A 22,686-nucleotide genomic window follows, 5' to 3' on the forward strand; every position below is an offset into this window, starting at 1 on the left:
GCATAAGAGTGGAATTACGCGCCGCCTAACGCAATTCCGGGGTCGAGTCAAAAAGCCTGCGATGCTCGGTAATGGCGAACCGGTCGGTCATCCCGGCGATGAAATTGCCGACCCGGCGTGCTCTTTCGGCATCAAGCTCACGGCTGTCGCCGTCCTCCGGCAACCATTCGGCGGGAAGCGCCGCCGGGTCATCGCGGTAACGCGCGAACAGATCCCGGACGAGAGCTTCAGCCTCGTCCATCACATGCATGACGCGGGGGTGACGATACATCCGCTGTCTGAGGAACGCCTTGATCAGGGCCTCCGCCTCGGCCGCCTCGCGCGGAAACGCGACCAGCGCCTGACCGTGACGGCGCACCTCGTCCACCGATCCCGGCCGGGCATCGGCAAGCCGCCTGCCCGCTTCCGATACCACCGCCGTGATCAGATAGGAGATCAGCTCGCGCACCAGTTCGGCGCCACGCCGGACGTCGTCCAGCCGAGGGTGGCGCTGGGCAATCTCTGCGATCATCGCCGCGGTCAGCGGCATCGCCTTCAGATCGTCGACGGCGAACAGACCGGCGCGCAAGCCGTCATCGATATCGTGGGCATCGTAGGCGATGTCGTCGGCGATCGCCGCGACCTGCGCTTCGAGCGAGGCAAAACTCCATAGTTCCAGATCGTAATGCCGGTTGAAATCAGCGATGCCGACGGGGACGCCGCGCCGCTGATAGCGCCCGATGGCGCTGCCGGCGCGGTCGGTCAGCGGACCGTTGTGCTTGACCACCCCTTCCAGCGTTTCCCAGGTCAGGTTGAGGCCGTCAAAATCCGGATAGCGGCGCTCCAACAGGGTCACAATTCGCAGCGTCTGCGCATTGTGGTCAAACCCGCCAAACGCATCGAGGCAGGCGTCCAGCGCCCGCTCGCCGGCGTGGCCGAACGGCGGATGGCCAAGATCATGCGCCAGCGCCAGCGCTTCCGTCAGATCCTCGTCGAGCCCGAGTTGCCGGGCCAGCGCGCGGGCGATCTGGGCCACCTCCAGGGTATGGGTGAGACGGGTCCGGTAGTGATCGCCTTCGTGATAGACGAACACCTGCGTCTTGTGTTTCAGCCGCCGAAAAGCGGTCGAATGGATCACCCGGTCGCAGTCGCGCCGGAACGCACTGCGGGTCTTGCTCGGCGACTCGTCGAACAGGCGGCCGCGGCTGCGGCCGGGATCGCTGGCGTAGGTCGCGTGGGGAGCTGCCATTCCGACTGCCATGGCGTTTTGACCCTCTTATCGTTTGATTCCGGCGTCCGGCGCACTTAACTATGGCTTTGCGGGTATTTCAAAATACTGGACAATGTCCGCCATCGCATACGGAGTCGCACGATGACCGAAACCAACATAACCGTCAGCGAACGCGCGGCGCGCCGGATCGGGGAAATCCTCAAATCCGAGGGCGACGGCGCCATGTTGCGGATCAGCGTCGAGGGCGGCGGCTGCTCGGGCTTCCAGTACAAGTTCGATATCGAACGCGCCAAGGCCGAGGACGATCTGGTGATCGCGCGCGATACGGCCGTGGTGCTGGTCGATCCCGCCTCGGTCCCGTTCCTGAGCGGTTCCGAAGTCGATTTCGTCGACGACCTGATCGGGGCCTCGTTCCGGGTGGTCAATCCGAACGCCACCGCCTCCTGCGGCTGCGGCACCAGCTTTTCGATCTAGGCTCCATGTCATGCGCGGGCATAGCCGTTCAAAGAACGGCGTCGCTTCCGCCACCTGTGACCCGCGCATCCATCGACAGAAGAGCTTTTGAGAGATGGATTGCCGGATCAAGTCCGGCAATGACACCCGGAATCACGTCATGCGGATAGCGACCTGGAACGTCAATTCGGTCCGGCAGCGCCTGGATCACCTTCTCGCCTGGCTGGGGGAGACCGCGCCGGATGTCGTCTGTCTCCAGGAAATCAAGTGCGTCGACGAGCAGTTTCCGCGCGAGGCCATCGAGGCGCTCGGCTACAACGTGGTGACGCACGGCCAGAAGACCTTCAACGGCGTGGCGCTGCTGTCGAAATTCCCGTTCGACGAAACCCGGCCCCGGCTGGCCGGCGATGACGGCGACGTGCAGTCGCGATTCCTTGAAGGCGTCGTCTCGCTCAAGCACGGGGTGGTCCGGATCGCCTGCCTCTATCTGCCCAACGGAAACCCACCGAATACCGAAAAATATCCTTATAAGCTCAAGTGGATATCGCGGCTTATTGAATATTCAAAAGAGCGGCTGAAAAGCGAGGAGACCTTCGTTCTCGCCGGCGATTTCAACGTCATTCCCGCGCCGCGCGACGTCTACAATCCCGCCGCGTGGATGGACGATGCCTTGTTTCGCCCGCAGACGCGGGAGGCGTTTCAGACGCTGCTCGGGCTCGGCCTGACCGATGCGCTGCGTGCGGCCTCAGATGCCGCCGAAGACTATACTTTCTGGGATTATCAGGCGGGCGCCTGGCAGAAGAACAACGGACTGCGGATCGACCACCTGCTGCTGTCGCCGCAGGCCAGCGACCGCCTTAGCGCGGTCGGCATCGATCGCCATGTCCGCGGTTGGGAAAAGGCGTCGGACCATGTCCCCGTCTGGATCGACCTCGATCTGGACGCAGCCGGATCGGCCTGAGCCGAACCCGATAACTCAGTCTCGCCGCCCCTGCACCCAGTGCTCAAGCATCTGCAGCGCCATCGCGCGGTCGTCTTCCGAGGCTTTAGCAATCGCCTTGTTGTAGCTTTCGGCGATCCAGGTCTCGTCCGGCGTGGCTGCATCCCGCGCCAGCGTCAGCCACATCAGTCCGCGCGCTGCCTGCCGGGGCAACTGGTCGCCGTTGAACAGCAACTTGCCCAGCATCGCCTGGGCCTCATGCTGGCCCTTCTGCGCCGCGAGGCCAAGCCAGCGTGCGCCGTACTTGACGTCGTGGGGGGCGCCGACTCCTTTCAGATAAAGCCGCGCCAGATCGTACTGCGCATCGGCATTGCCGAAGTAGGAGGCGGCATAGGAGAACATCTCGCGCGCGCGCTCGGCATCGCGCTTGATCTTCGAGTTCGGGATGCCCTGGAGATAATAGCGTCCAAGCGCGACGAACGCGTTGGCGACAATCCCGGCCTGCGGCGCCGAAGGGCTGTCCTCGGCATGGGCATTGGCGATACGGCTGAAGTACTCGAAGGCGCGCAGATCGTCCTGGGTGACGCCGTCGCCATTCGCGTACATCCGCCCCAATCGCCACTGGGCAACGGGGTGGCCGCCCTCGGCAGCATATTGCAGAGCCGTCAGCGAGGTGCTCGGAGGCACCGCCTTCTTCAGCGCCTGGCCGCCGGCGAGAGGCGCGGAGGCCACGGGAAGCGCCGTCGCCGCGGTATCGGGCTGGCCGGCCACGGTTCCGTCAAAGGCAAACGCCGGCACGCTCGCGCACACCACGCCCAACGCCAACGCAACAAGAACTACGCTCCTAGACGTCCGCATAACGCAATTTCTCGTACACCCCGCCCCGATAGGTCAGAACACCGCTGACTGCCGGTCCGATCTGCTGGGCATATTTCCAGAGCAAACCAGATGTATGGTTGGTCGCGCGGAGCCGCCAATTGGTCTTGCGTTCGGTGGGTTCCGTGGCGGTCAAATTTACGTCAAGAGTCCCGGCGACCGCATCGATTTCGACCATATCGCCCTGCCGGAGCGACCCGATCGGGCCGCCGACGGCGGTCCCCGGCAGGTGCGCGCGATGGGGCACGCGTTCCTGACCTTCCGTTCCATGACGGTTCGGCAGCCTGCCCTTGATGCCCGTCTCGACGTCCATCGCGAACCTGTTCTCCCCGGCGGCCTCTTTTTGACCGGAGCCGCTCCCGGGCGAGGGATGTCCCAAGCCATCAAGAGCGCCAGCCTTGAGCCGACGGGCAATAGTTCACGAAGTGGTGTGGCCAAATAGCGGCGTCTGCAAGAGCCACCTGTCCGCAGGGTTAAATGTTCGATTGGTGTTGCGCGCTCGCAACAAGGGTTACCGCCGGGCAACCATTGGCCCGGTAGCCCCGGCGCGGGGCATGAGCCCGCTAGAATTGCCGATAATCGATCGGCCAAACAGCGCGGCTTGTCTTCTTACATATTGAGCACGCGCCCGTAGGCGTCGAGCACTGCTTCCTTCATCATTTCCGAGAGTGTCGGATGCGGAAAGATGGTGTGCATCAATTCCTGCTCGGTGGTCTCCAGGTTCATCGCAACCACGTAGCCCTGGATCAGTTCGGTGACCTCCGCGCCGACCATGTGCGCGCCGAGCAACTGGCCGGTCGTCTTGTCGAAGATCACCTTGACCAGCCCCTGATCCTCGCCCAGCGCGATTGCCTTGCCGTTGCCGGCGAACGGGAAGCGGCCGACGCGGATATCCCTGCCCGCCTCTTTCGCCTTGGCTTCGGTGAGGCCGACAGATGCGATCTGCGGGTGACAATAGGTGCAGCCGGGGATCAGGCTCTTGTCCATCGGGTGCGGATGCAGGCCCTTGATCGCCTCGACGCAGACGACCCCCTCGTGCTCGGCCTTGTGCGCCAGCATCGGCGGCCCCGCGACGTCACCGATGGCGTAGATACCCGGCACGTTGGTCCTGCCGAAGCCGTCGATCACGATGCAGCCGCGATCGGTTTTAACGCCGAGCTTCTCCAATCCGAGATTCTCGATATTGCCGACCACGCCAACCGCCGAAATCACCCGCTCGAACTCGGCGGTGACCGGCTTGCCATCGCCCGCGTCGATGGTGGCGACGACGCTGTCGGCCTTCTTGTCGAGCCTGGTGACCTTGGTAGAGGTCATGATCCTGATGCCCTGCTTCTCGAACTGCTTGCGGGCAAGTGCGGCGATCTCGGCATCCTCGACGGGAAGGACCTGCGGCAGCACCTCGACCACGGTGACCTCGGCCCCCATGGTGCGGAAGAACGAGGCGAACTCGATGCCGATCGCGCCGGAGCCGACGACGAGCAGCGACTTCGGAATCTTGGGCGCAACCATCGCCTCGAAATAGGTCCAGACCAGCCTGCCGTCCTGCTCCAGGCCGGGAAGCATACGCGGCCGCGCGCCGGTGGCGACGATGATGTGGCTGGCTTGATAGCTGCCCTCGCCAAGCGCGCCCTTTGGGGGCTCGGTTTTGAGGTACGGATTAGACTTCTTCACCGTGATCTTTCCGGGCGCGTCGATCGACGCCTCGCCCCAGATCACGGTGACCTTGTTCTTCTTCATCAGGAAGCCGACACCCTCGTTGAGGCGCTTGGAAACGCCGCGCGAGCGCTGCACCACGGCCTTCGGATCGTAGCTCACCTTCTCCGCCGACAGGCCGTAATCCTTGGCGTGCTGCATGTAGCGATAGATTTCCGCCGAGCGCAGCAGCGCCTTGGTCGGAATGCAGCCCCAGTTCAGACAGATGCCGCCGAGATACGCCTTCTCGACGATCGCTGTCTTGAAGCCAAGCTGTGCCGCACGAATCGCGGTGACATAGCCGCCGGGGCCCGAGCCGATGATGATGACGTCGAAGGAGGTATCGGGCATTGTCCAGACGCTTTTCTTGCTTCCCTCTCCCCTTGCGGGAGAGGTCGCGGCCGCGGGCCGCGCGGTAAGGGGTAACGCTACGAACTCTCGTTACGTCATTGCGAGGAGCATTTGCGACGAAGCAATCCAGTCTCGTCCTATCATGTCTGGATTGCTTCGCTACGCTCGCAATGACGGCATCATCGCCATCACACCATCATCATCACGGGGTTCTCGATCAGCGTCTTGAATGCGCCGATCAGCTCTGCGCCGAGCGCGCCGTCGACCGCGCGGTGATCGCAGGACAGCGTCACGCTCATGATGTGTGCCGTCTCGATCTTGCCGCCCCGCACGACCGCGCGTTCCTCGCTGGCGCCGACCGCGAGGATCGTGGCGTGCGGCGGGTTGATGACCGCGGTGAAATCCTTGATGCCGTACATGCCGAGGTTGGAGACCGCCGTGGTGCCGCCCTGATATTCCTCGGGCTTGAGTTTTCGCGCCCGCGCACGCCCGGCGAAATCCTTCATCTCGGCTGAAATGGTCGAGAGCGATTTCGTCTCCGCCTTGCGGATGATCGGCGTGATCAGCCCGCCCGGCATCGCCACCGCGACGCCGATGTCGGAATGCTTGTGCTTAAGCATGCCGCCCTCGGTCCAGCTCACGTTGGCATTCGGAACACGTTGCAGCGCGATTGCCATCGCCTTGATGACGAAGTCGTTGACCGACAATTTGTAGAGCGGCTTCTTGTCCTTGTCCTTCGGCGCGGACGCGTTGATGTCCTCGCGCGCGGCCAAGAGCCGTCCGATATCGCAGTCCATCGTCAGGTAGAAATGCGGCACGGTCTGTATCGAGGCGGTCAGGCGCTGCGCAATCGTGCGGCGCATGTTGTCGTGCGGCACGATTTCATAGGAGCCGTCCTCGAACAGCGACAGGATCTGCTTGTCCGACATCGCGGGCGCGATCGACGACGCGCCTGCGGGCGCAGCGGCGGGCGCCTTCAGGCCCTTGCCGGATTTCGCCTGCTCCACGTCACGCGCGACGACGCGGCCATGCGGACCGCTGCCCTCGATGCGCGCCAGTTCGATGCCTGCTTCCTTCGCCAGCCGCCGGGCGAGCGGCGACGAGAACACACGGGCTTGGCCGTTGGCCTGCGGCGTTGGCGATCCTGACGATGCAGGCTTGGGCGCAGGGGCACTGGAGGACAGGTCCGGGGTTCGAGTCGCCCCCTCAGCTCCAGTTTTCGCTTCCGTCTTGGATTCCGTTTTTGCTTCGGCCCTCGGCTCGGCTTTCGCAGACGCCCCTCCGCTGCTCGCCGCCGCCTTCACATCCTCGCCCTCGCCGGCGAGCACCGCGATCACGTCGTTGACCGGCACATCCTGCGTGCCTTCCGGCACCAGAATTTTCGCGATGGTGCCCTCGTCCACCGCCTCGACTTCCATGGTTGCCTTGTCGGTCTCGATCTCGGCGATGACGTCGCCGGATTTGACCTTGTCGCCCTCCTTCTTAAGCCACTTGGCGAGGTTGCCCTTTTCCATCGTCGGCGACAGCGCGGGCATCAGGATGTTGATCGGCATGGATGTCAGCCCCGCTCAGCGATAACAGACGGCCTTGGCCGCCTCGACGACGTCGGCCACCGACGGCAGCGCCAGCTTTTCGAGATTGGCCGCATACGGCATCGGCACGTCCCTGCCGGAAACGCGCATCACCGGCGCGTCGAGATAATCGAACGCGTGTTCCATGATGCGCGCGACGATCTCCGCGCCGACGCCCGACTGCTGCCAGCCCTCTTCCACGGTCACGGCGCGGCCGGTCTTTCGCACCGAGGCCACGATGGTTTCGGTATCCATCGGGCGCAGCGTGCGCAGGTCGACGACCTCGGCCTCGATGCCCTCCTTCGCGAGTTCATCGGCGGCCTTCAGCGCATAGGTCATGCCGTTCGACCACGCGATCAGCGTGACATGCTGACCGGCACGCGCGATCCGCGCCTTGCCGATCGGCAGCACGTAGTCGTCGAGTTTCGGCACCGGACCGGTGTGCCCGTAAAGAATTTCGTTCTCGAGGAAGATCACCGGATTGGGATCGCGGATCGCGGCCTTCAGAAGCCCCTTGTAGTCGGCGGCGGAATACGGCGCGATCACCTTGAGGCCCGGAATCTGCGAGTACCAGGCCGAATAGTCCTGGCTGTGCTGGGCGGCGACGCGGGCGGCGGCGCCGTTGGGGCCGCGAAACACGATTCCGCAGCCCATCTGGCCGCCGGACATGTAAAGCGTCTTGGCGGCGGAGTTGATGATCTGGTCCATCGCCTGCATCGCGAAGTTGAAGGTCATGAACTCGACGATCGGCTTGAGGCCCGCCATCGCCGCGCCGACGCCGACGCCGGCAAAACCGTGCTCGGTGATCGGGGTATCGATCACGCGCCGCGCGCCGAACTCTTCCAGCAGGCCCTGCGACACCTTGTAGGCGCCCTGATATTCGGCGACCTCCTCTCCCATCAGAAAGACGTCGCCGTCGCGGCGCATCTCCTCGGCCATGGCGTCGCGCAGTGCCTCGCGGATGGTCATGGTCACCATCTCGGTGCCGGCAGGAATGTCGGGATCCTCGGGAATCTCCACCGCCGGCCCAGCGGGTCGTTTCGGGTCCGAGATCATCGGCTTGCCCTCGCCGACCGGCGAACGGGATTCGGCAACGTCCTTCGAAACGTCCTGGGCGGGAGTGGCCGGCGCTTTGGCGGCCTTCGGCGCTTCCGCCTTGCCGAGATCAGCCGCACTCTCGCCGTCGGCAAGAATGGTAGCGATCGGCGTATTCACCGCGACGTCATTGGTGCCTTCCGGCACCAGAATCCTGCCGAGCGTGCCCTCGTCGGTCGCCTCGACCTCCATGGTCGCCTTGTCGGTCTCGATCTCGGCGATGACATCGCCGGATTTGATCGTCTCGCCCTCCTTCTTCAGCCACTTGGCGAGGTTGCCCTTCTCCATGGTCGGCGAAAGCGCGGGCATCAGAACTTGGATTGGCATGATCGCTCCGAAAAGAGGCTTGCGCGCTCAGCGGTAAACATCGGTGTAAAGTTCGGACACGTCGGGCTCGGGATCGTTTTGCGCGAAGTCGGCAGCCGCGTTGACGATCTCGCGCACCCTGGCATCGATCTTCTTCAGATCGTCCTCGGAGACCTTGCCCGCCAGCAGCCGGTTGCGGACCTGCTCAATCGGATCCTGATCGTGCCGGACCTTGTCGACTTCCTCGCGCGTGCGGTACTTCGCCGGATCGGACATCGAGTGGCCACGATAGCGGTAGGTCTGCATCTCCAGGATATAGGGTCCGTTGCCCTCGCGGCACCACTGCACAGCCTTGTCGCCCGCCGCCTTCACGGCGCGAACGTCCATGCCGTCGATCTGCTCGCCGGGAATGTTGAAGGACGCGCCGCGCCTGGAGAAATCCGTCTGCGCCGACGAGCGCGTCACCGACGTGCCCATGGCATAGCGATTGTTCTCGATGATGTAGACCACCGGGAGCTTCCACAGCTCCGCCATGTTGAAGCTCTCGTAGACCTGGCCCTGATTGGCTGCGCCGTCTCCGAAGTAAGCGAGGCTGACGCGGTCGTTGCCGCGATAGCGGTTGGCGAAGGCGAGGCCCGTTCCGAGCGACACCTGCGCGCCGACGATGCCATGTCCGCCGTAGAAGTTCTTCTCCTTGCTGAACATGTGCATGGAGCCGCCCTTGCCCTTGGAATAGCCGCCGCGCCGCCCGGTCAGTTCGGCCATCACGCCCCTGGCGTCCATGCCGCAGGCCAGCATGTGACCATGATCGCGGTAGCCGGTTATGACCTGATCGCCCTCCCCGAGCGCCATCTGCATCCCGACCACGATCGCTTCCTGGCCGATGTAGAGGTGACAGAAGCCGCCGATCGCACCCATTCCGTAGAGCTGACCGGCCTTTTCCTCGAAACGGCGGATCAGCAACATGTCGCGCAGCGCGTGAAGGTCCTGCTCGCTCGTGAACGCGGGGGGTGACGGGTTTTTCGAGCCGTTGGCTGCCGGCTGCGCGACGCTTTTTTTGGATGCGGCCATATTAAATCCGGGTGCGGGAAGGGTTCACTCTCTCTAGCCCAACTCAGACAACGTTGAAAGCGCGTGATCAAATTGACGCGCGCGGTTTCTGCGGTGCAGCGCGTTGCGAAATTCCGTGACCGAAAATCGGAGGTTTTTGAAATTAGACAACAAGTTTTCGAACTCAGACGAAATCAAGCGAACGGCTTGCATTCGCCCGCCGCAGCTGCGCCCCTTCGGAATTACTTTTGGCGGATGATATGAACCAGATCGCGCGGATTCGCGTAGTCGAGCTGATAGCGGACGCGCTCGTCGAGCATGTCGGGATCGATACTGCTCGAGCGCAGGAGCGCGACCCGCTTCTCGCCTTCGGCACGCTCCGCCTTCAGCCGCGCCAGTTCCGACGTCAGCGCGACGATCTCCTGATCGAGTTCCTGCCGGGCATTCAAGCCGTACTTGCCGGTATAGGCGTTGACGCCGAAATAGCCGACGACCATCGCCGCCATCGCGTAGAGGGCAAGCCCGGTGAGCACCGATTTGAGTCGTGAGCGCGAGACCATAGCCTGACGATGCGGCGACCCGGTTAAGGCTTCGCTAACAACCAGGCCGGGCGCAGGTTGCTATTTGCTCTGCTGAGCCACCCAGGCGGCGAAGGCCTTCATATAGGCTTCTAGAAACTCGCGCAGCGACGCCTTGACCAGATCGTCGTTCTCGTCGAACGCTTCGCCAATGCCGCCGACATAGGCTTCCGGCTGCTGCAGCACCGGGACGTTGAGGAATACCAGCGATTGGCGCAGATGATGATTGGCGCCGAACCCGCCGATGGCGCCCGGCGAATTGCTGATGACGCCGCCTGGCTTGCCGTCGAATACGCTCTGTCCATAGGGACGCGATCCGACATCGATGGCGTTTTTCAGAACGCCGGGAACGGACCGGTTGTATTCGGGTGTCACGAACAGGACAGCATCCGCTTTCTTGACCCGCTCGCGAAAACTCACCCAGTCGGCGGGCGGCGTGGCTTCAAGATCCTGGTTGTAGAACGACAATCCGCCGAGCGTGATAACGTCAAGCTGAAGCGAGGGCGGCGCAAGCCCCGTCAACGCCTTGGCGATTTTCAGGGAAAACGACCCTTTGCGAAGGCTGCCGACGATGACGGCGGTGCTGTGCCGGGATGCCATGACAAATCCTGCCGTTGTGCGGCCTTCATGGCCGGCTGTACTCCAACCTAGCGGTCAGGGATAAAGATGCAAGTGCATCTATCTGGCGGGATACCCGTCATCACAAAAAATTTTGCCGGTTCACTCCGTCGAATGCGGACTATCGCGCCGATCAATAAACGCCGGGAATAATCCGCTTGGTTTCCTGCATGTAACGGCGATAATCCTCGCCGAACGTCTCGATCATCATCTGCTCCTCGAAGCGCACGCGCGCGAAGAACAGCACCGCCACGGCGACGAGGCCGCTGAAGGCGGCGACGACGTTCGGCAACAGGCAGGCTTGCGCCGCCGCCCACAGCCAGAACGAGGCATACATCGGATGGCGGATCGTCCGGTAGACGCCGTTGCGGACGACCCGATGCCCCTCGCGTACCTCCAGCGCCGCCGACCACTGCCGGCCGAGATCCTTGTGCGAGCGGCGGAACAGCCAGAGCGAAAAGGCGAACAACGCGGCGCCGAACACGACGAGCCCATAGCCCGGATCGTAGGCGCAAGCGTGCGGCCATCCCGTCGCAAGATTCAGGACCGGGATCGCAAACAGTCCGAGAGACGCGGCGGCCAGAAGCAAACCTTCACGCCAGGTGCCGTCGCGCCGCAACGTCGCGGTGCGCCGCGCCCGCCGGGCGTAGGGATAGCGGATGATGAACCACGCGATGACGCCGACGAGCCAGATCGTCTGTCCCAGCGCAATCGATGACATGAGCCGCCGCCGCTTACGCCGCGCCGACGGCGGCGTCCGCCGACCTGACCGTCGCGGTCGCTCCGGACGACGCGCGCTTCAGAAGCGCGCCGTCCTCTCCGAAACGGTCGACACCGCCGCGCGGCGCCGTGATCTCGTCGAACGGCAGCGGACCGCAGACGATGAGGCAATAATCGTAGTTGGCGCGCACGCTGTTTCCCATCAAGAACTTGTAGTGCAACACCATGAAGTCGAACCGGTGACGGCGGAAGCTATCCTTGTCCATCATATCGTGCAACTGCACGCGCCGGATATTCGGACGTCCGTCGGAGCGCTCGCGGCTGACGCGCTTCAATGTCACCGGATCGAAGCGATAGAAACTGATGGCGTCGTCGCGGGCGTGGTATTCGGTCCAGCGGATCCGGGGCTCGTCGGCGACGGTTTGCGTGGCCTGGCGAATGCGCTCGCCGTGCGAATGCAGCGAGAATTTCGGAATGGTGGCGCCGACGGTCAGGATGCACAGCGAAGGACCGCGCCGGGCAAGCTCTGGCTCGTGCTTGAGCGCTCGCGCGACCGAATCCATGACCAGCGCGGCGCCGAGGCAGTGGCCGACAATGACGATCTCGTCGACATCGGCGTTGCGGACCCGGTCGAGGATTCGCTCAGCAAACCGATCGATCCGGGCATCCATGCGCGGCCGCTGGCCGTAGACGAACTCGCGCGAGAAGATCCAGTCGTCGAACACATGGTTGATCGGCCATCGCCAGCCTAACAAACGCAGCAAACCTGCCGTCACACCCACGGTCACCGCCGCTGCCAGCAGGAACGCTGCGAATCCGGTCACACCCGTGAGCCGGACCAGGCCGTACCCGATCCCCGCCCCGCACGCGGCAAACCCTGCGACATACAGATACGGGAACAGAAAGAAGCCGGCATATTTCCAGCTTGCATACATAAAACGGAACAGCGTGCCGGTCACAACGAAGTCCGCCAGCGTGACGAGGCTTTGACCGAGACGCGACCACATGCCTCGCACATGGTCTTCCAGGATCAGGTCGTCCCACCGCAGCATTTCGTAGGACGTCCGGGTGCTCCAGTTGGGGCCTGAGGCCTCCATCTCCCAGGACGCGCTGACCGGCGTCGCCTCGATCCCGCTCACGATCCCGGCTCTCACGCCCCAGGTCCGTTGAAACACCGACAGCGACCGCCGAACCCGTTGAAGCTGCTGCTCCGGCGTAATCGGGTCGTATCCGCCGATGTGAAAGACATGCCGCCGTGCGATCATCCGCTCCCGCCACTTCCGTCGCCGTCAATTTGCATGTTCGAATCAAGCTGGGAGATGGGGATACTCTCCGACCGCGAACAGGATACCCCGAATTCGACCCCGAATACTTGCATCGACACAAGTCCACATGTGACGTTTCCATCACAACACACAGGATTTATGGCAGCGCAATTGACGAGAGAACATAGAGACGAAATATTGTGCGATCTCAGGTCATTTGAACTGGAACCTATTTATGCCAAGCACCTTTCCGCCTGCACGCCGCGGCCTGTATGTCGCGGTGGTAAGTCTTGCCTTGTTTGTGATCTGCGGGTTCCTGACGACTTCGGCCGACGCGCGGACCGCGGCGCCGCACCGGCCCGGTCACGTCTATCTGATGCGCGGCCTGTTCAACGTATTTTCGCTCGGCATGGATGAGTTGGCCGCGAAGCTGGAGAAAGTCGGCGTGAAGGCCGAAGCCATGCCCTATACATCCTGGTCATCGCTCGCCGACAGCATCACGGCCAAATATCGCGCCGGCAACCGTGAGCCGATCATTCTGATGGGCCATTCCTTCGGCGCTGATACGACGATTTCCCTGGCGCGCAAGCTGAACGAGAGCAGGATTCCCGTGGCTCTGATCGTAAACTTCGATCCGACCTCGCCGGGCCCGGTTCCACGGAACGTCCGCCGAATCATCAATTTTTACGTGCCCACCGCATGGGGACGTCCGGTCGAGGGAGGCAAGCGGTTCCGCGGCCGCCTGTCCAACCTCAACGAAAGCGGCAAGTACAGCCATTTCGGCATCGACAAGGCCGACGACCTCCAGCGCAAGGCAATCGCGGCGGTGCTTCAGGCAGTCAGCCGGGGCACCCGCCGCGTCAAGCGGCCTGCCAGGCACAATCAGATCTCGGCGTTGCCGGCACAGTAAACTGCATCGCAGTCTCAATCGGCCGACGCGCAGAGCCTCGCGCGCCGGTCGGTTTGTTTGCAAGTCCGCTTGATAGCCGCGTTACGCCAGCGCCTTCAGCGCCGCGCGGCCTCCGTACCTCGCCTGAGCGCCAAGCTGCTGCTCGATGCGCAGCAACTGGTTGTATTTGGCGGCGCGGTCCGAGCGCGACAGCGACCCGGTTTTGATCTGCCCGCAATTGGTGGCGACCGCGAGGTCGGCGATGGTGGAATCCTCCGTCTCGCCGGAGCGGTGCGACATCACGGCGGTGTAGCCGGCCTTGTAGGCCGTCTCGACGGCGGCCAGCGTCTCGGTCAACGTGCCGATCTGGTTGACTTTGATGAGGATGGAATTGGCGAGGCCCTTCCTGATGCCGTCGGCGAGTCGCGTCACGTTGGTGACAAACAGATCGTCACCGACGAGTTGGCAGGTCTTGCCGATCATGTCGGTGAGGAGTTTCCAGCCCTCGAAATCGTCCTCGGCCATGCCGTCCTCGATCGAGACGATCGGGTAGTCCGACGCCAGCTTGGCAAGATATCTGGCCTGCTCCTCGATCGAACGGGTCTTCCCCTCGCCTTTATAAACATACTTGCCGCCCTTGAAGAACTCGCTTGCGGCCGGATCGAGCGCCAGCACCACGTCATCGCCCGGCTTGTAACCGGCCTTGACGATCGCAGACATGATGAAATCGAGCGCCGCGGCGGCCGACGGCAGGTTCGGTGCAAAACCGCCCTCGTCGCCGACGTTGGTGTTGTGACCGGCCTTCTTCAACTCGGCCCGCAAGGTATGAAAGATTTCCGAACCGCAGCGCAGACCTTCCGAAAAGGTTTGGGCGCCGACCGGCATGATCATGAATTCCTGAAAGTCGATCGGGTTGTCGGCATGCACGCCGCCGTTGACGATGTTCATCATCGGCACCGGAAGCGTCCGCGCCGTGACGCCGCCGACGTAGCGATATAGCGGCATGTCGAGAGAGTCCGCCGCCGCCCTGGCGAGCGCCAGCGACACGCCGAGTATAGCGTTGGCGCCGAGCCGGCTCTTGTTCGCGGTCCCGTCGAGCCCGATCAGGATTTCGTCGATCTGCGCCTGCTGCTCGGCGTCCATGCCCCCGATGGCGTCGAAGATCTCGCCGTTCACCGCATCGACCGCCTTTCGCACGCCCTTGCCGAAATAGCGGGTTTTGTCGCCGTCGCGCAGTTCGACCGCCTCGTGTGCGCCGGTGGAGGCGCCCGAGGGCACCGCCGCGCGGCCCATCGCGCCGTCTTCGAGCGCCACGTCGACCTCGACGGTCGGATTGCCGCGGCTGTCGAGAATTTCGCGGCCGATGATGTCGACGATGGCAGTCATAAGAACCTCTTGAATCACTGGATTTTGCGCTGCTTCTACAGCAATGCTTGCGCGCGCGAAAGGCCGTGAATCATGACGCCTGCGTGACGTATCCATCAGGATTGGCTATCAGCAGCATGATCCGCCAAAGTGTGAGCGGTTTGGCGAAAAGATCACGCGCCCTTTAAAAATGTTTAGAGACGATCATGCCAAGAAAGCTTCCTTCTTCGCCAAAAACGCCCGCTCTGCAACTCGGCCGCGCGGTGGCGTGGCCGGATTCACCGGAGAAGGCGAATCTGGACCGCGTGCCCAATCCGCAGAAGGGCACCAACTATGTCGCGCGGTTCACGGCGCCGGAGTTCACCACGCTGTGCCCGGTCACCGGTCAGCCGGACTTTGCCCATCTCGTGATCGACTATGTGCCGGGGTCGTGGCTGCTGGAGTCGAAATCGCTCAAGCTCTATCTTGCCAGTTTCCGCAATCACGGCGCTTTTCACGAGGACTGCACGGTGGCGATCGGCAAGCGCATCGCCGCCGCGGTCAGGCCGAAATGGCTGCGCATCGGCGGTTACTGGTATCCGCGCGGCGGCATTCCCATCGACGTGTTCTGGCAGACCGGCACGGTGCCGAAGGGCGTCTGGATTCCCGACCAGAGCGTCCCGGCCTATCGGGGACGGGGCTGAGCCGCACACCGCCGCTTTAACTTGTCTTCAGTCGCCGTTTCTTAGCGGCGTTTTTTGATATTTTTTCTTCCCTTTAATGCGCCTTCCACAGTGTGCGCCATACTGAGGGCCGCGAGAGCTCTCGCTTTGCTCTTTTCCAACGCTTCTTCAACGTAACGTTCTAAGGGAAGAAAAATCGCCACCTTAATATCCAAAATAGGTCGGGGTTCATTTTGTGACCCGACCCATTCTTGGGACTTTCCTGTGATTTTGTTCTTGCGTAACGATTTCTCGAAGAAGTCACGATACCGACGTGGCGATATGCCGTAAAAGTGGGTAAATTTGACTTTGCGATAATTAGCATAATGAACGCGTGAAGAGCCCTCTACCTCGATCGAGTCAGGATGCAGAGCGAACGCCGCGCTTTTTGGGTAAGGCTCCAAAAAAAAGACTGTATCAATACCTGATCCAACTATATGTTTTGCACAAATATGACACGGAAACGTCGTGCAGAATAATGTTGCATCTTGAACCGCTCGCCCGAGCCTAGCGGCATCCATAAGAGCGGACATCTCTGCGTGCAGAATACGTCCGAACTCAATGATGTCCATGAGTTGGGAGTCTTTGACAGCAGGATGCTGGAGCATATCGTCAATTTTTTCGACACACTCTTCGTTCATCAAAGCTTGGCCACTTAGCCTCTCAAATAGATCGAGAATTAACGCGCGCTTCTTTTCGTCATTTGGATCATTGCCCCACTTAAAATCACGCGCATCATTGCCGCCATTTTCCGCCCAATAGGTACCGCCCCCGCCTTTAGGGACTTCGTTGCAACCAAGCGAAATGACCTCGTGATTTTTTGAAAAAATGGCGGCGCCAACTTGTCGAGACAAATCCAGCGAACGTAGCGAGGCGCCCTTGGCCATGTACATTCCATATTCAACTGGAGTCGGCGACAGGTCAGTGGCACCGAAAATAAGCTTGATGAATCTATATAGTTGCTCAGATTGAGTGGACGGGATATCTACGTTGATGATGAAATCGGCTAAATGGAATACGTCGCGAACTCGTTGCCCATTTTGATCCTCTTCCTGATCTTCATCCAATTTTATAAGTTGATCTGCAGCTGCCTTGTACTTGTCAAGATCGGTACTTTTGTGATCGCGTGCGATACGTTGGGCAAAGGCATCTGTTCTTTCCCCCTTCGATGAGTAAACTGAAATTTGAAAAAACAATTTGCCATAGACGCTGCGTAAAAGATCGATCTCTTCTTTGCGTTTAAATTGATGAATTATATATGCTTTGCTTTCGCGGTGTTGCCGTTTTGAGTGCTTGAGTCCTCGTCCCTTGGCAATTTTATCAATAACGAGGGAGGCACAAATAGCTTTGTCACCCGAAATCTCCCGTAAGCGATTTCCAAAATCTATATAGCTTTTGAAGCGCGCCTCGCTCGGTCTGTCATTAAGCTTTACATCGCAGTAGTCGATGTCTCGAAAGAGATCAGTGACCTTGATCACTTCGACGTCATAGCCGAATCCCTCCAATTGAGACTTCAATGGTTGGACTGTTTCAGAAAGGTCAACACCTATCGGAGCAACGAGACCGAAAAAAAGTTCAGGAAATTCTATTCTTTCTAACATATGCTCATCTCTCGGAGATTCCCATTAGGTTAACGAAACGTTAAAATGGCTAGCTTCCAGGATGAAAGAGTAGCGTCGATGTCACGAAAGCCACCCACCCGACAACAGTCCCAAACTCAGAGGCAGCAAAGTTCAGGCACAGGATCGGCTAGAGCAGTAAGAGCCGATGCTTTCGATCAATTCATCGAAGATCGCCTTCAACAAATTGATCGTCATGGAGATCAATCGGAATCTGAAGTCGTTTGTCACGTCTATTAGTACTAGCTGACCCGATTTTGCAATTTGAGGTTTTGCTAAAAGTCCGAAGTCGCGCGGCGGCATTCCCATCGACGTGTTCTGGCAGACCGGCACGGTGCCGAAGGGCGTCTGGATTCCCGACCAGAGCGTCCCGGCCTATCGGGGACGAGGCTGAGCGCGAACTGCAGTTCTAACCCCCGCGCGATCCGGCCTTCCCGACCAGCAGCCGCGCACAGACGAATCCGAGAATCGCGATGACGACGGCGTTTGCAGCAAGGGTCGGAAATTTTCCGGCCCAGGCGAGGCTCACGCCATAGGCGATCGGACCGGCCGTCTGCCCCATGTAGAAGAAGAAGGAGTGCAGCGACAACGCGGTCGCCCGCGCCTGCTCGGACAATTCGCTCGCAAACACCTGCAGGCAGCCGTGCAGCATGTAGAAGCCCCAGCCCATCAGGATGAAGCTGAGCACCTGGATCCGCCAGTCCGGACCGAAACCGACCGCGACGATCTGCGCCGCCACCAGCATAGCGCCTGATATCATCATACCGCGTACGCCGAGCAGCGACAGCAACCGCGACACCGTCATGGTGTAGAACAGCCCGCCGACGGCAAATCCGGCGATGACGATGCCCGCGACCGAAAGCCGGGTTTCGCCGAGTTCGAACAGAAACGCCGCGACGTAGGGAAACAGTCCAAGCACGCAGCAGCCTTCGATGAAAACGGCGGAGTAGCAGACCCGGGCGTTGGGATTGCTGAAGATCTGCCGGTAGCCATGCCGCAGATCGATGAACTTCATGGGCTGCGAGGTCGTGATCGCATTGCCGCGGCGGAATCCAGACCCGACGGCGATCGAGGCGGCCAGAACCAGCACTCCGAGCACAACGAGCACACCGCGCCAGCCGACAAGATCGCCGATCACGCCGGAAAACGAGGCGCCAAGCAGATTGCCGCTCACTGTACCCGCGATCGTCCTGCCGATCGCCACCTGCCGCTGTGACACTGGAACGAGATCGCTCGCCATGCCGAGCGCGACCGGAAAAACACCGCCCGATGCGATTCCTGCGAAGATGCGCGTCACGAACAGCGCACTGTAGGACGTGCACAGCGCGCCGGCGACGTTCGCGATGCCGAGCAGCACCAGGCACACCAGCATCAGCCGCCCCTTGCCGAAGATATCGGCGGCCGCGCCGACCAGCGGCTGCACAATGGCAAACGAGAAAGCGGTGACCGCCGACAGGCCGGCGGCGGTTGCGACCGTCACCGACAGATCGTCGGCGACATGCGGCAGCACCGGGTCCATCGCGCGCGTCGACAGGCTGGCTGCGAAGGTGGCCAGCGCGATAATATTCAGGAGCGGCGGCAGTTTGTGCTTTCCAGCCGCTGCCGACGTGACCGATGTCATTTTGGGAGGGCCGGATCGGCCGCCTTCGCCAGCGCATCGAACGCCATCAGCCTTCGCACCAGCGCCTCGAACTCGCGCAGCGGCACCATGTTGGGACCGTCCGACGGTGCATGATCGGGATCGGGATGGGTCTCGATGAACACGCCGGCGACACCGACCGCAACGGCCGCGCGCGCCAGCACCGGCACGAATTCGCGCTCGCCGCCGCTTGAGGTGCCCTTGCCTCCCGGCTGCTGCACCGAATGGGTGGCGTCGAAGATGACAGGCGCGCCGGTGGTGCGCGCCAGGATCGGCAGCGCGCGCATGTCGGAGACCAGCGTGTTGTAGCCGAAGGACGCCCCGCGCTCAGTCACCAGCACGTTGCGGTTGCCGCCGCCGGTGATCTTGCTGACGACGTTGGCCATGTCCCACGGCGCGAGGAACTGCCCCTTCTTGACGTTGACGACCTTGCCCGTCGCCGCCGCCGCCAGCAGCAGGTCGGTCTGCCGGCACAGGAACGCAGGTATCTGCAGCACGTCGACCGCCTGCGCGACCTCGGCGCATTGCGCGGCCTCGTGTACGTCGGTGAGCACGGGCAATCCGAGCGACGAGCCGATCTCCGCGAACACCGGCAGCGCCTGATTCAGTCCGAGCCCCCGCTCGCCCGACGCACTGGTGCGATTGGCCTTGTCGAACGAGGTCTTGAAGACGAGGCCGATGTTCAGGCGCGCGGCGATCTCCTTCAGCGCGCTGGCCACCTCAAGTGCATGCGCCCGGCTTTCCATCTGGCACGGACCGGCAATGACCGACAGCGGCCGGTCCTGACCGAAAGTGACGGAGCCGGCGGAGACGACGGGCGCCGCGGAGACGGACTGATTCAAGGGTGAATTCCTTTGCTGACCGACCATGCCGGGCAGCGGCGGCGGGATCAACCCGCTTATTGCGGCTTCGAAGATAAGGAATGCGCGGGGCACAGCGGAATCGGCCGCCGCGCCCCTGCATTTCAATAGCAGCCGCAGTCGCGGATCGACGAGGTCTTCCGCAAGATCGTCAAGAAGGCAGGCTGAGCGACGTTAGTCCGACGGCGCTCAACCATCCTGACATCCGTGAGCCCTCCGCAACAGCAGTCGCCGCTGCCTTGCACAAGTTTTCGGCGCACGTCTGCTGCTGTCGCGAGCAATTCTGCAGTGTCGTTCGTGCCATCAATCGATCTCAGCCGTGTTTCGAACGGAAGTGTGCTGCATTTCAAGGTTGGCACGGGGCTTGCTTGAAAACCGATGAAGGTCTTGTCGGGCTGCCGCCGTGCGTATCTGAGGACTAAACGGACAAAGCGAATATGAAGGAAAAGCTGGTTGTCATAGGCGCCGGTATGGCCTCCGGAAGGATGCTGGAGCATCTGTTCGAGGCCAATCAAGATCGTTTCGACATCATCCTTTTCGGAGCGGAACCGCGCGGCAATTACAACCGCATCATGTTGTCGCCAGTGTTGGCCGGCGAGAAGTCGTTCGATCAGATCGTCACGCATGATGCGGCTTGGTACGACGACCATCAGGTCAAATGCCGCTTCGGCGAAACGGTGACACGCATCGATCGCATGGCGAAGATGGTGCACTCGGCGAGAGGCGAAACTCCTTACAACAGGCTTGTGATTGCGACCGGATCCGCTCCCTTCATGATCCCCATTACCGGGCGGGACTTGCCGGGCGTCATGGCATTTCGCGACTACGACGATGTCCAGGCGATGGTGGCCGCAGCCGGAAAAAAGGACGCCAAAGCTGTCATTATCGGCGGGGGTTTACTCGGACTGGAGGCTGCCGCGGCACTTGGACTGCGCGGCATGGAAGTGGTCGTCCTGCATTTGATGAGCCACTTGATGGAGCGTCAGTTGGACGCCGCGGCCAGCTATCTGCTGCAGAAGGAACTGGAGGGCCGCGGAATCAAAATCCATTGCAAGGCGCAGACCATCGCGATCCTCGGCCACGAGCGCGCCGAAGCCGTGCTGCTCGATGACGGCACCGTTTTTCCTGCCGATATCGTTGTAATGGCGATCGGCATCCGCCCGGAGGTGCGGATCGCAACCGATGCAGGCATCCATGTTGAGCGCGGCATCGTCGTGGACGACCGAATGCTGACCTCTGATAACAACATCCTCGCTATCGGCGAATGCTGTGAGCATAAAAACGTCTGCTACGGCCTCGTCGCGCCGCTCTACGATATGGCCAAGGTCGCCGCGAAGACCCTGACAGGAGTTGAAGCGACATTCCATGCCGTTGAAACAGCAACCCAGTTGAAGGTGACCGGCGTGAGCCTTTACTCGGCGGGCGACTTCGCCGATGCGCCTGATCGAGAAGAGATCGTGCTGCGGGATGCAGGCTCGGGCGTCTACAAGAGGCTCGTGCTGAAGGAAAACCGCATTTTGGGAGCTGTCCTTTACGGGGAGACCGCAGACGGTACCTGGTTCTTCGATATGCTGCGCAAGGGCACCGACGTCTCGCAGATGCGCGACATGTTGATTTTCGGTCAGGCCTATCAGGGGAGCGCGCCGCTCGACCCTATGGCGGCCGTTGCAGCCTTGCCGGATGATGCGGAAATCTGCGGCTGCAACGGCGTCTGCAAAAGCAAGATCGTCTCGACCATCACTGCCAAAGGCCTGATGTCGCTCGACGACGTGCGCTCTCACACCAAGGCGTCTGCTTCCTGTGGTGCCTGTACAGGTCTCGTCGAACAACTCATGAAAGTGACGCTCGGGGACAGGTACAATCCCGGTGCCCTACAGCCGATGTGCGGCTGCACCGCGTTTGGTCATGATGACGTCCGCCGGCTCATCAAGGCCAAGAACCTGAAGACCATTCCCGCGGTCATGCAGGAATTGGAGTGGAAGACCTCGTGCGGTTGTGCGAAGTGCCGGCCGGCGCTCAACTATTATCTCGTCTGCGACTGGCCCGGCGAATATGCCGACGATTCCCAGTCGCGTTTCGTCAACGAGCGCATCCATGCCAACATTCAGAAGAACGGCACCTATTCGGTCGTGCCGCGCATGTGGGGCGGTGTCACCAGCGCGAAGGAACTGCGCGCCATCGCCGACGTGGTCGATAAATTCCACATTCCCACGGTTAAGGTGACGGGCGGCCAGCGCGTCGACATGCTGGGCGTCAAGAAGGAAGACCTGCCCGCGGTGTGGGCCGATCTCGGCAAGGCGGGCTTCGTTTCGGGACACGCTTATGCCAAGGGCCTGCGCACGGTGAAAACCTGCGTCGGCACCGACTGGTGCCGCTTCGGCACGCAGGATTCGACGGGACTCGGAATCCGCATCGAGAAATTCATGTGGGGATCGTGGACACCGGCCAAGGTCAAGATGGCGGTTTCGGGCTGTCCGCGCAATTGTTCCGAGGCGACCTGCAAGGATGTCGGCGTGATCTGCGTCGATTCAGGCTACGAGATTCATTTCGCCGGCGCGGCGGGCCTCGACATCAAGGGCACGGAGGTTCTTGGACTGCTGAAAACCGAGGACGAGGCGCTGGAGCATATCGTGGCGCTGGTCCAGATGTACCGCGAGCAGGCACGCTATCTCGAGCGCATCTACAAGTGGGCCAAGCGCGTTGGCCTCGACGAAATCCGCCGCCAGATTCTGGAGGATCACCAGAAGCGCAAGGCTTATTTCGAGCGATTCATATTCAGCCAGAGATTCGCGCAGATCGATCCTTGGTCCGAACGCGTGTCGGGGAAGGACAAGCATGAGTTCCGGCCGTTGGCGACTATCGTTTCCCCAGTCGTAGCGGAGTGAGCA

General features: G+C 61.6%; 20 protein-coding genes and 1 pseudogene. 6 read left to right on the forward strand and 15 right to left on the reverse strand.

Annotated features, from left to right (window positions below; translation table 11 throughout):
* Nucleotides 1-25 precede the first annotated feature (25 nt).
* Entirely contained in the window at nucleotides 26-1,240 is a 1,215-nt protein-coding gene (locus tag V4R08_RS05265; RefSeq protein ID WP_335578379.1) for a deoxyguanosinetriphosphate triphosphohydrolase, read from the reverse strand.
* A 111-nt stretch (nucleotides 1,241-1,351) separates the two neighbouring features.
* Between V4R08_RS05265 and erpA the strand changes: the two genes are divergently transcribed.
* A complete protein-coding gene (gene erpA, locus V4R08_RS05270; RefSeq protein ID WP_011510252.1) occupies nucleotides 1,352-1,684 on the forward strand; it encodes an iron-sulfur cluster insertion protein ErpA in 333 nt (110 codons plus the stop codon).
* Nucleotides 1,685-1,823: 139 nt separating this feature from the next.
* A complete protein-coding gene (xth, locus tag V4R08_RS05275) occupies nucleotides 1,824-2,624 on the forward strand; it encodes an exodeoxyribonuclease III (RefSeq protein ID WP_335578380.1) in 801 nt (266 codons plus the stop codon).
* Nucleotides 2,625-2,639: 15 nt separating this feature from the next.
* Here xth and V4R08_RS05280 read toward each other — a convergent pair whose 3' ends face one another.
* From V4R08_RS05280 to V4R08_RS05325, 10 genes are all read right to left on the reverse strand, one after another.
* Nucleotides 2,640-3,461: a tetratricopeptide repeat protein gene (locus V4R08_RS05280; RefSeq protein WP_335578381.1), complete on the reverse strand. Its 822-nt coding sequence runs from the start codon at nucleotides 3,459-3,461 to the stop codon at nucleotides 2,640-2,642.
* Complete coding sequence (locus V4R08_RS05285; RefSeq protein WP_335578382.1) at nucleotides 3,448-3,792, reverse strand: dihydroxy-acid dehydratase domain-containing protein; 345 nt, start codon at nucleotides 3,790-3,792, stop codon at nucleotides 3,448-3,450. Before V4R08_RS05285 ends, V4R08_RS05280 begins: the two co-directional genes overlap by 14 nt.
* Nucleotides 3,793-4,088: 296 nt before the next feature.
* Nucleotides 4,089-5,522: a dihydrolipoyl dehydrogenase gene (lpdA, locus tag V4R08_RS05290; protein ID WP_335578383.1), complete on the reverse strand. Its 1,434-nt coding sequence runs from the start codon at nucleotides 5,520-5,522 to the stop codon at nucleotides 4,089-4,091.
* A gap of 188 nt (nucleotides 5,523-5,710) precedes the next feature.
* A complete protein-coding gene (locus V4R08_RS05295; RefSeq protein ID WP_335578384.1) occupies nucleotides 5,711-7,075 on the reverse strand; it encodes a pyruvate dehydrogenase complex dihydrolipoamide acetyltransferase in 1,365 nt (454 codons plus the stop codon).
* A gap of 15 nt (nucleotides 7,076-7,090) precedes the next feature.
* Nucleotides 7,091-8,515, reverse strand: a complete 1,425-nt coding sequence (locus V4R08_RS05300) for a pyruvate dehydrogenase complex E1 component subunit beta (protein WP_335578385.1) — start codon at nucleotides 8,513-8,515, stop codon at nucleotides 7,091-7,093.
* Between the two features lie 27 nt (nucleotides 8,516-8,542).
* The gene (pdhA, locus tag V4R08_RS05305; protein WP_335578386.1) at nucleotides 8,543-9,565 is read right to left on the reverse strand and encodes a pyruvate dehydrogenase (acetyl-transferring) E1 component subunit alpha; all 1,023 of its coding nucleotides are present in this window, start codon (nucleotides 9,563-9,565) and stop codon (nucleotides 8,543-8,545) included.
* Nucleotides 9,566-9,786: 221 nt separating this feature from the next.
* Nucleotides 9,787-10,104 (reverse strand): FtsB family cell division protein, encoded by a 318-nt coding sequence (locus V4R08_RS05310; RefSeq protein WP_335578387.1) that lies wholly within the window; start codon nucleotides 10,102-10,104, stop codon nucleotides 9,787-9,789.
* A gap of 60 nt (nucleotides 10,105-10,164) precedes the next feature.
* On the reverse strand, nucleotides 10,165-10,722 hold the full coding sequence (locus V4R08_RS05315) for an NADPH-dependent FMN reductase (RefSeq protein WP_335578388.1): 558 nt from the start codon (nucleotides 10,720-10,722) through the stop codon (nucleotides 10,165-10,167).
* 151 nt (nucleotides 10,723-10,873) lie between these two features.
* The gene (locus tag V4R08_RS05320; RefSeq protein ID WP_335578389.1) at nucleotides 10,874-11,461 is read right to left on the reverse strand and encodes a protein-S-isoprenylcysteine O-methyltransferase; all 588 of its coding nucleotides are present in this window, start codon (nucleotides 11,459-11,461) and stop codon (nucleotides 10,874-10,876) included.
* A gap of 13 nt (nucleotides 11,462-11,474) precedes the next feature.
* Nucleotides 11,475-12,725, reverse strand: a complete 1,251-nt coding sequence (locus tag V4R08_RS05325) for a hypothetical protein (RefSeq protein WP_335578390.1) — start codon at nucleotides 12,723-12,725, stop codon at nucleotides 11,475-11,477.
* 235 nt (nucleotides 12,726-12,960) lie between these two features.
* Between V4R08_RS05325 and V4R08_RS05330 the strand changes: the two genes are divergently transcribed.
* On the forward strand, nucleotides 12,961-13,635 hold the full coding sequence (locus V4R08_RS05330) for a hypothetical protein (RefSeq protein ID WP_335578391.1): 675 nt from the start codon (nucleotides 12,961-12,963) through the stop codon (nucleotides 13,633-13,635).
* Nucleotides 13,636-13,716: 81 nt separating this feature from the next.
* Here the strand turns inward: V4R08_RS05330 and eno are convergent, their stop codons facing one another.
* Entirely contained in the window at nucleotides 13,717-15,000 is a 1,284-nt protein-coding gene (eno, locus tag V4R08_RS05335) for a phosphopyruvate hydratase (RefSeq protein ID WP_335578392.1), read from the reverse strand.
* 185 nt (nucleotides 15,001-15,185) lie between these two features.
* Between eno and queF the strand changes: the two genes are divergently transcribed.
* Nucleotides 15,186-15,662: a preQ(1) synthase gene (gene queF, locus V4R08_RS05340; protein WP_335578393.1), complete on the forward strand. Its 477-nt coding sequence runs from the start codon at nucleotides 15,186-15,188 to the stop codon at nucleotides 15,660-15,662.
* Between the two features lie 41 nt (nucleotides 15,663-15,703).
* Here queF and V4R08_RS05345 read toward each other — a convergent pair whose 3' ends face one another.
* Nucleotides 15,704-17,281 (reverse strand): anti-phage dCTP deaminase, encoded by a 1,578-nt coding sequence (locus V4R08_RS05345; RefSeq protein WP_335578394.1) that lies wholly within the window; start codon nucleotides 17,279-17,281, stop codon nucleotides 15,704-15,706.
* Between the two features lie 310 nt (nucleotides 17,282-17,591).
* On the opposite strand from V4R08_RS05345, the pseudogene V4R08_RS05350 reads away from it, so the two are divergent.
* Nucleotides 17,592-17,693, forward strand: a pseudogene (locus tag V4R08_RS05350) (preQ(1) synthase); the annotation flags it as partial.
* A 15-nt stretch (nucleotides 17,694-17,708) separates the two neighbouring features.
* Here V4R08_RS05350 and V4R08_RS05355 read toward each other — a convergent pair.
* Both V4R08_RS05355 and kdsA read right to left on the reverse strand, forming a co-directional pair.
* On the reverse strand, nucleotides 17,709-18,920 hold the full coding sequence (locus V4R08_RS05355) for an MFS transporter (protein WP_335578395.1): 1,212 nt from the start codon (nucleotides 18,918-18,920) through the stop codon (nucleotides 17,709-17,711).
* Nucleotides 18,917-19,780: a 3-deoxy-8-phosphooctulonate synthase gene (kdsA, locus tag V4R08_RS05360; RefSeq protein ID WP_335578396.1), complete on the reverse strand. Its 864-nt coding sequence runs from the start codon at nucleotides 19,778-19,780 to the stop codon at nucleotides 18,917-18,919. The genes V4R08_RS05355 and kdsA overlap by 4 nt, the downstream gene beginning before the upstream one ends.
* A gap of 455 nt (nucleotides 19,781-20,235) precedes the next feature.
* On the opposite strand from kdsA, the gene nirB reads away from it, so the two are divergent.
* Complete coding sequence (gene nirB, locus V4R08_RS05365) at nucleotides 20,236-22,683, forward strand: nitrite reductase large subunit NirB (RefSeq protein ID WP_335578397.1); 2,448 nt, start codon at nucleotides 20,236-20,238, stop codon at nucleotides 22,681-22,683.
* Nucleotides 22,684-22,686 lie beyond the last annotated feature (3 nt).

Origin of the sequence: Nitrobacter sp. NHB1, assembly GCF_036964665.1 — a bacterium.
Lineage (GTDB): Bacteria > Pseudomonadota > Alphaproteobacteria > Rhizobiales > Xanthobacteraceae > Nitrobacter.

Excerpts from the sequence above, each read along its gene's own strand:
- V4R08_RS05295 (WP_335578384.1), bottom strand. The coding sequence starts at position 7,075 with ATGCCGATCAACATCCTGATGCCCGCGCTGTCGCCGACGATGGAAAAG.
- eno (WP_335578392.1), bottom strand. The coding sequence starts at position 15,000 with ATGACTGCCATCGTCGACATCATCGGCCGCGAAATTCTCGACAGCCGC.
- V4R08_RS05315 (WP_335578388.1), bottom strand. The coding sequence starts at position 10,722 with ATGGCATCCCGGCACAGCACCGCCGTCATCGTCGGCAGCCTTCGCAAA.
- V4R08_RS05330 (WP_335578391.1), top strand. The coding sequence starts at position 12,961 with ATGCCAAGCACCTTTCCGCCTGCACGCCGCGGCCTGTATGTCGCGGTG.
- erpA (WP_011510252.1), top strand. The coding sequence starts at position 1,352 with ATGACCGAAACCAACATAACCGTCAGCGAACGCGCGGCGCGCCGGATC.
- queF (WP_335578393.1), top strand. The coding sequence starts at position 15,186 with ATGCCAAGAAAGCTTCCTTCTTCGCCAAAAACGCCCGCTCTGCAACTC.
- V4R08_RS05345 (WP_335578394.1), bottom strand. The coding sequence starts at position 17,281 with ATGTTAGAAAGAATAGAATTTCCTGAACTTTTTTTCGGTCTCGTTGCT.
- V4R08_RS05355 (WP_335578395.1), bottom strand. The coding sequence starts at position 18,920 with ATGACATCGGTCACGTCGGCAGCGGCTGGAAAGCACAAACTGCCGCCG.
- lpdA (WP_335578383.1), bottom strand. The coding sequence starts at position 5,522 with ATGCCCGATACCTCCTTCGACGTCATCATCATCGGCTCGGGCCCCGGC.
- V4R08_RS05280 (WP_335578381.1), bottom strand. The coding sequence starts at position 3,461 with ATGCGGACGTCTAGGAGCGTAGTTCTTGTTGCGTTGGCGTTGGGCGTG.
- nirB (WP_335578397.1), top strand. The coding sequence starts at position 20,236 with ATGAAGGAAAAGCTGGTTGTCATAGGCGCCGGTATGGCCTCCGGAAGG.
- V4R08_RS05310 (WP_335578387.1), bottom strand. The coding sequence starts at position 10,104 with ATGGTCTCGCGCTCACGACTCAAATCGGTGCTCACCGGGCTTGCCCTC.
- V4R08_RS05320 (WP_335578389.1), bottom strand. The coding sequence starts at position 11,461 with ATGTCATCGATTGCGCTGGGACAGACGATCTGGCTCGTCGGCGTCATC.
- V4R08_RS05265 (WP_335578379.1), bottom strand. The coding sequence starts at position 1,240 with ATGGCAGTCGGAATGGCAGCTCCCCACGCGACCTACGCCAGCGATCCC.
- pdhA (WP_335578386.1), bottom strand. The coding sequence starts at position 9,565 with ATGGCCGCATCCAAAAAAAGCGTCGCGCAGCCGGCAGCCAACGGCTCG.
- V4R08_RS05325 (WP_335578390.1), bottom strand. The coding sequence starts at position 12,725 with ATGATCGCACGGCGGCATGTCTTTCACATCGGCGGATACGACCCGATT.
- V4R08_RS05285 (WP_335578382.1), bottom strand. The coding sequence starts at position 3,792 with ATGGACGTCGAGACGGGCATCAAGGGCAGGCTGCCGAACCGTCATGGA.
- xth (WP_335578380.1), top strand. The coding sequence starts at position 1,824 with ATGCGGATAGCGACCTGGAACGTCAATTCGGTCCGGCAGCGCCTGGAT.
- V4R08_RS05300 (WP_335578385.1), bottom strand. The coding sequence starts at position 8,515 with ATGCCAATCCAAGTTCTGATGCCCGCGCTTTCGCCGACCATGGAGAAG.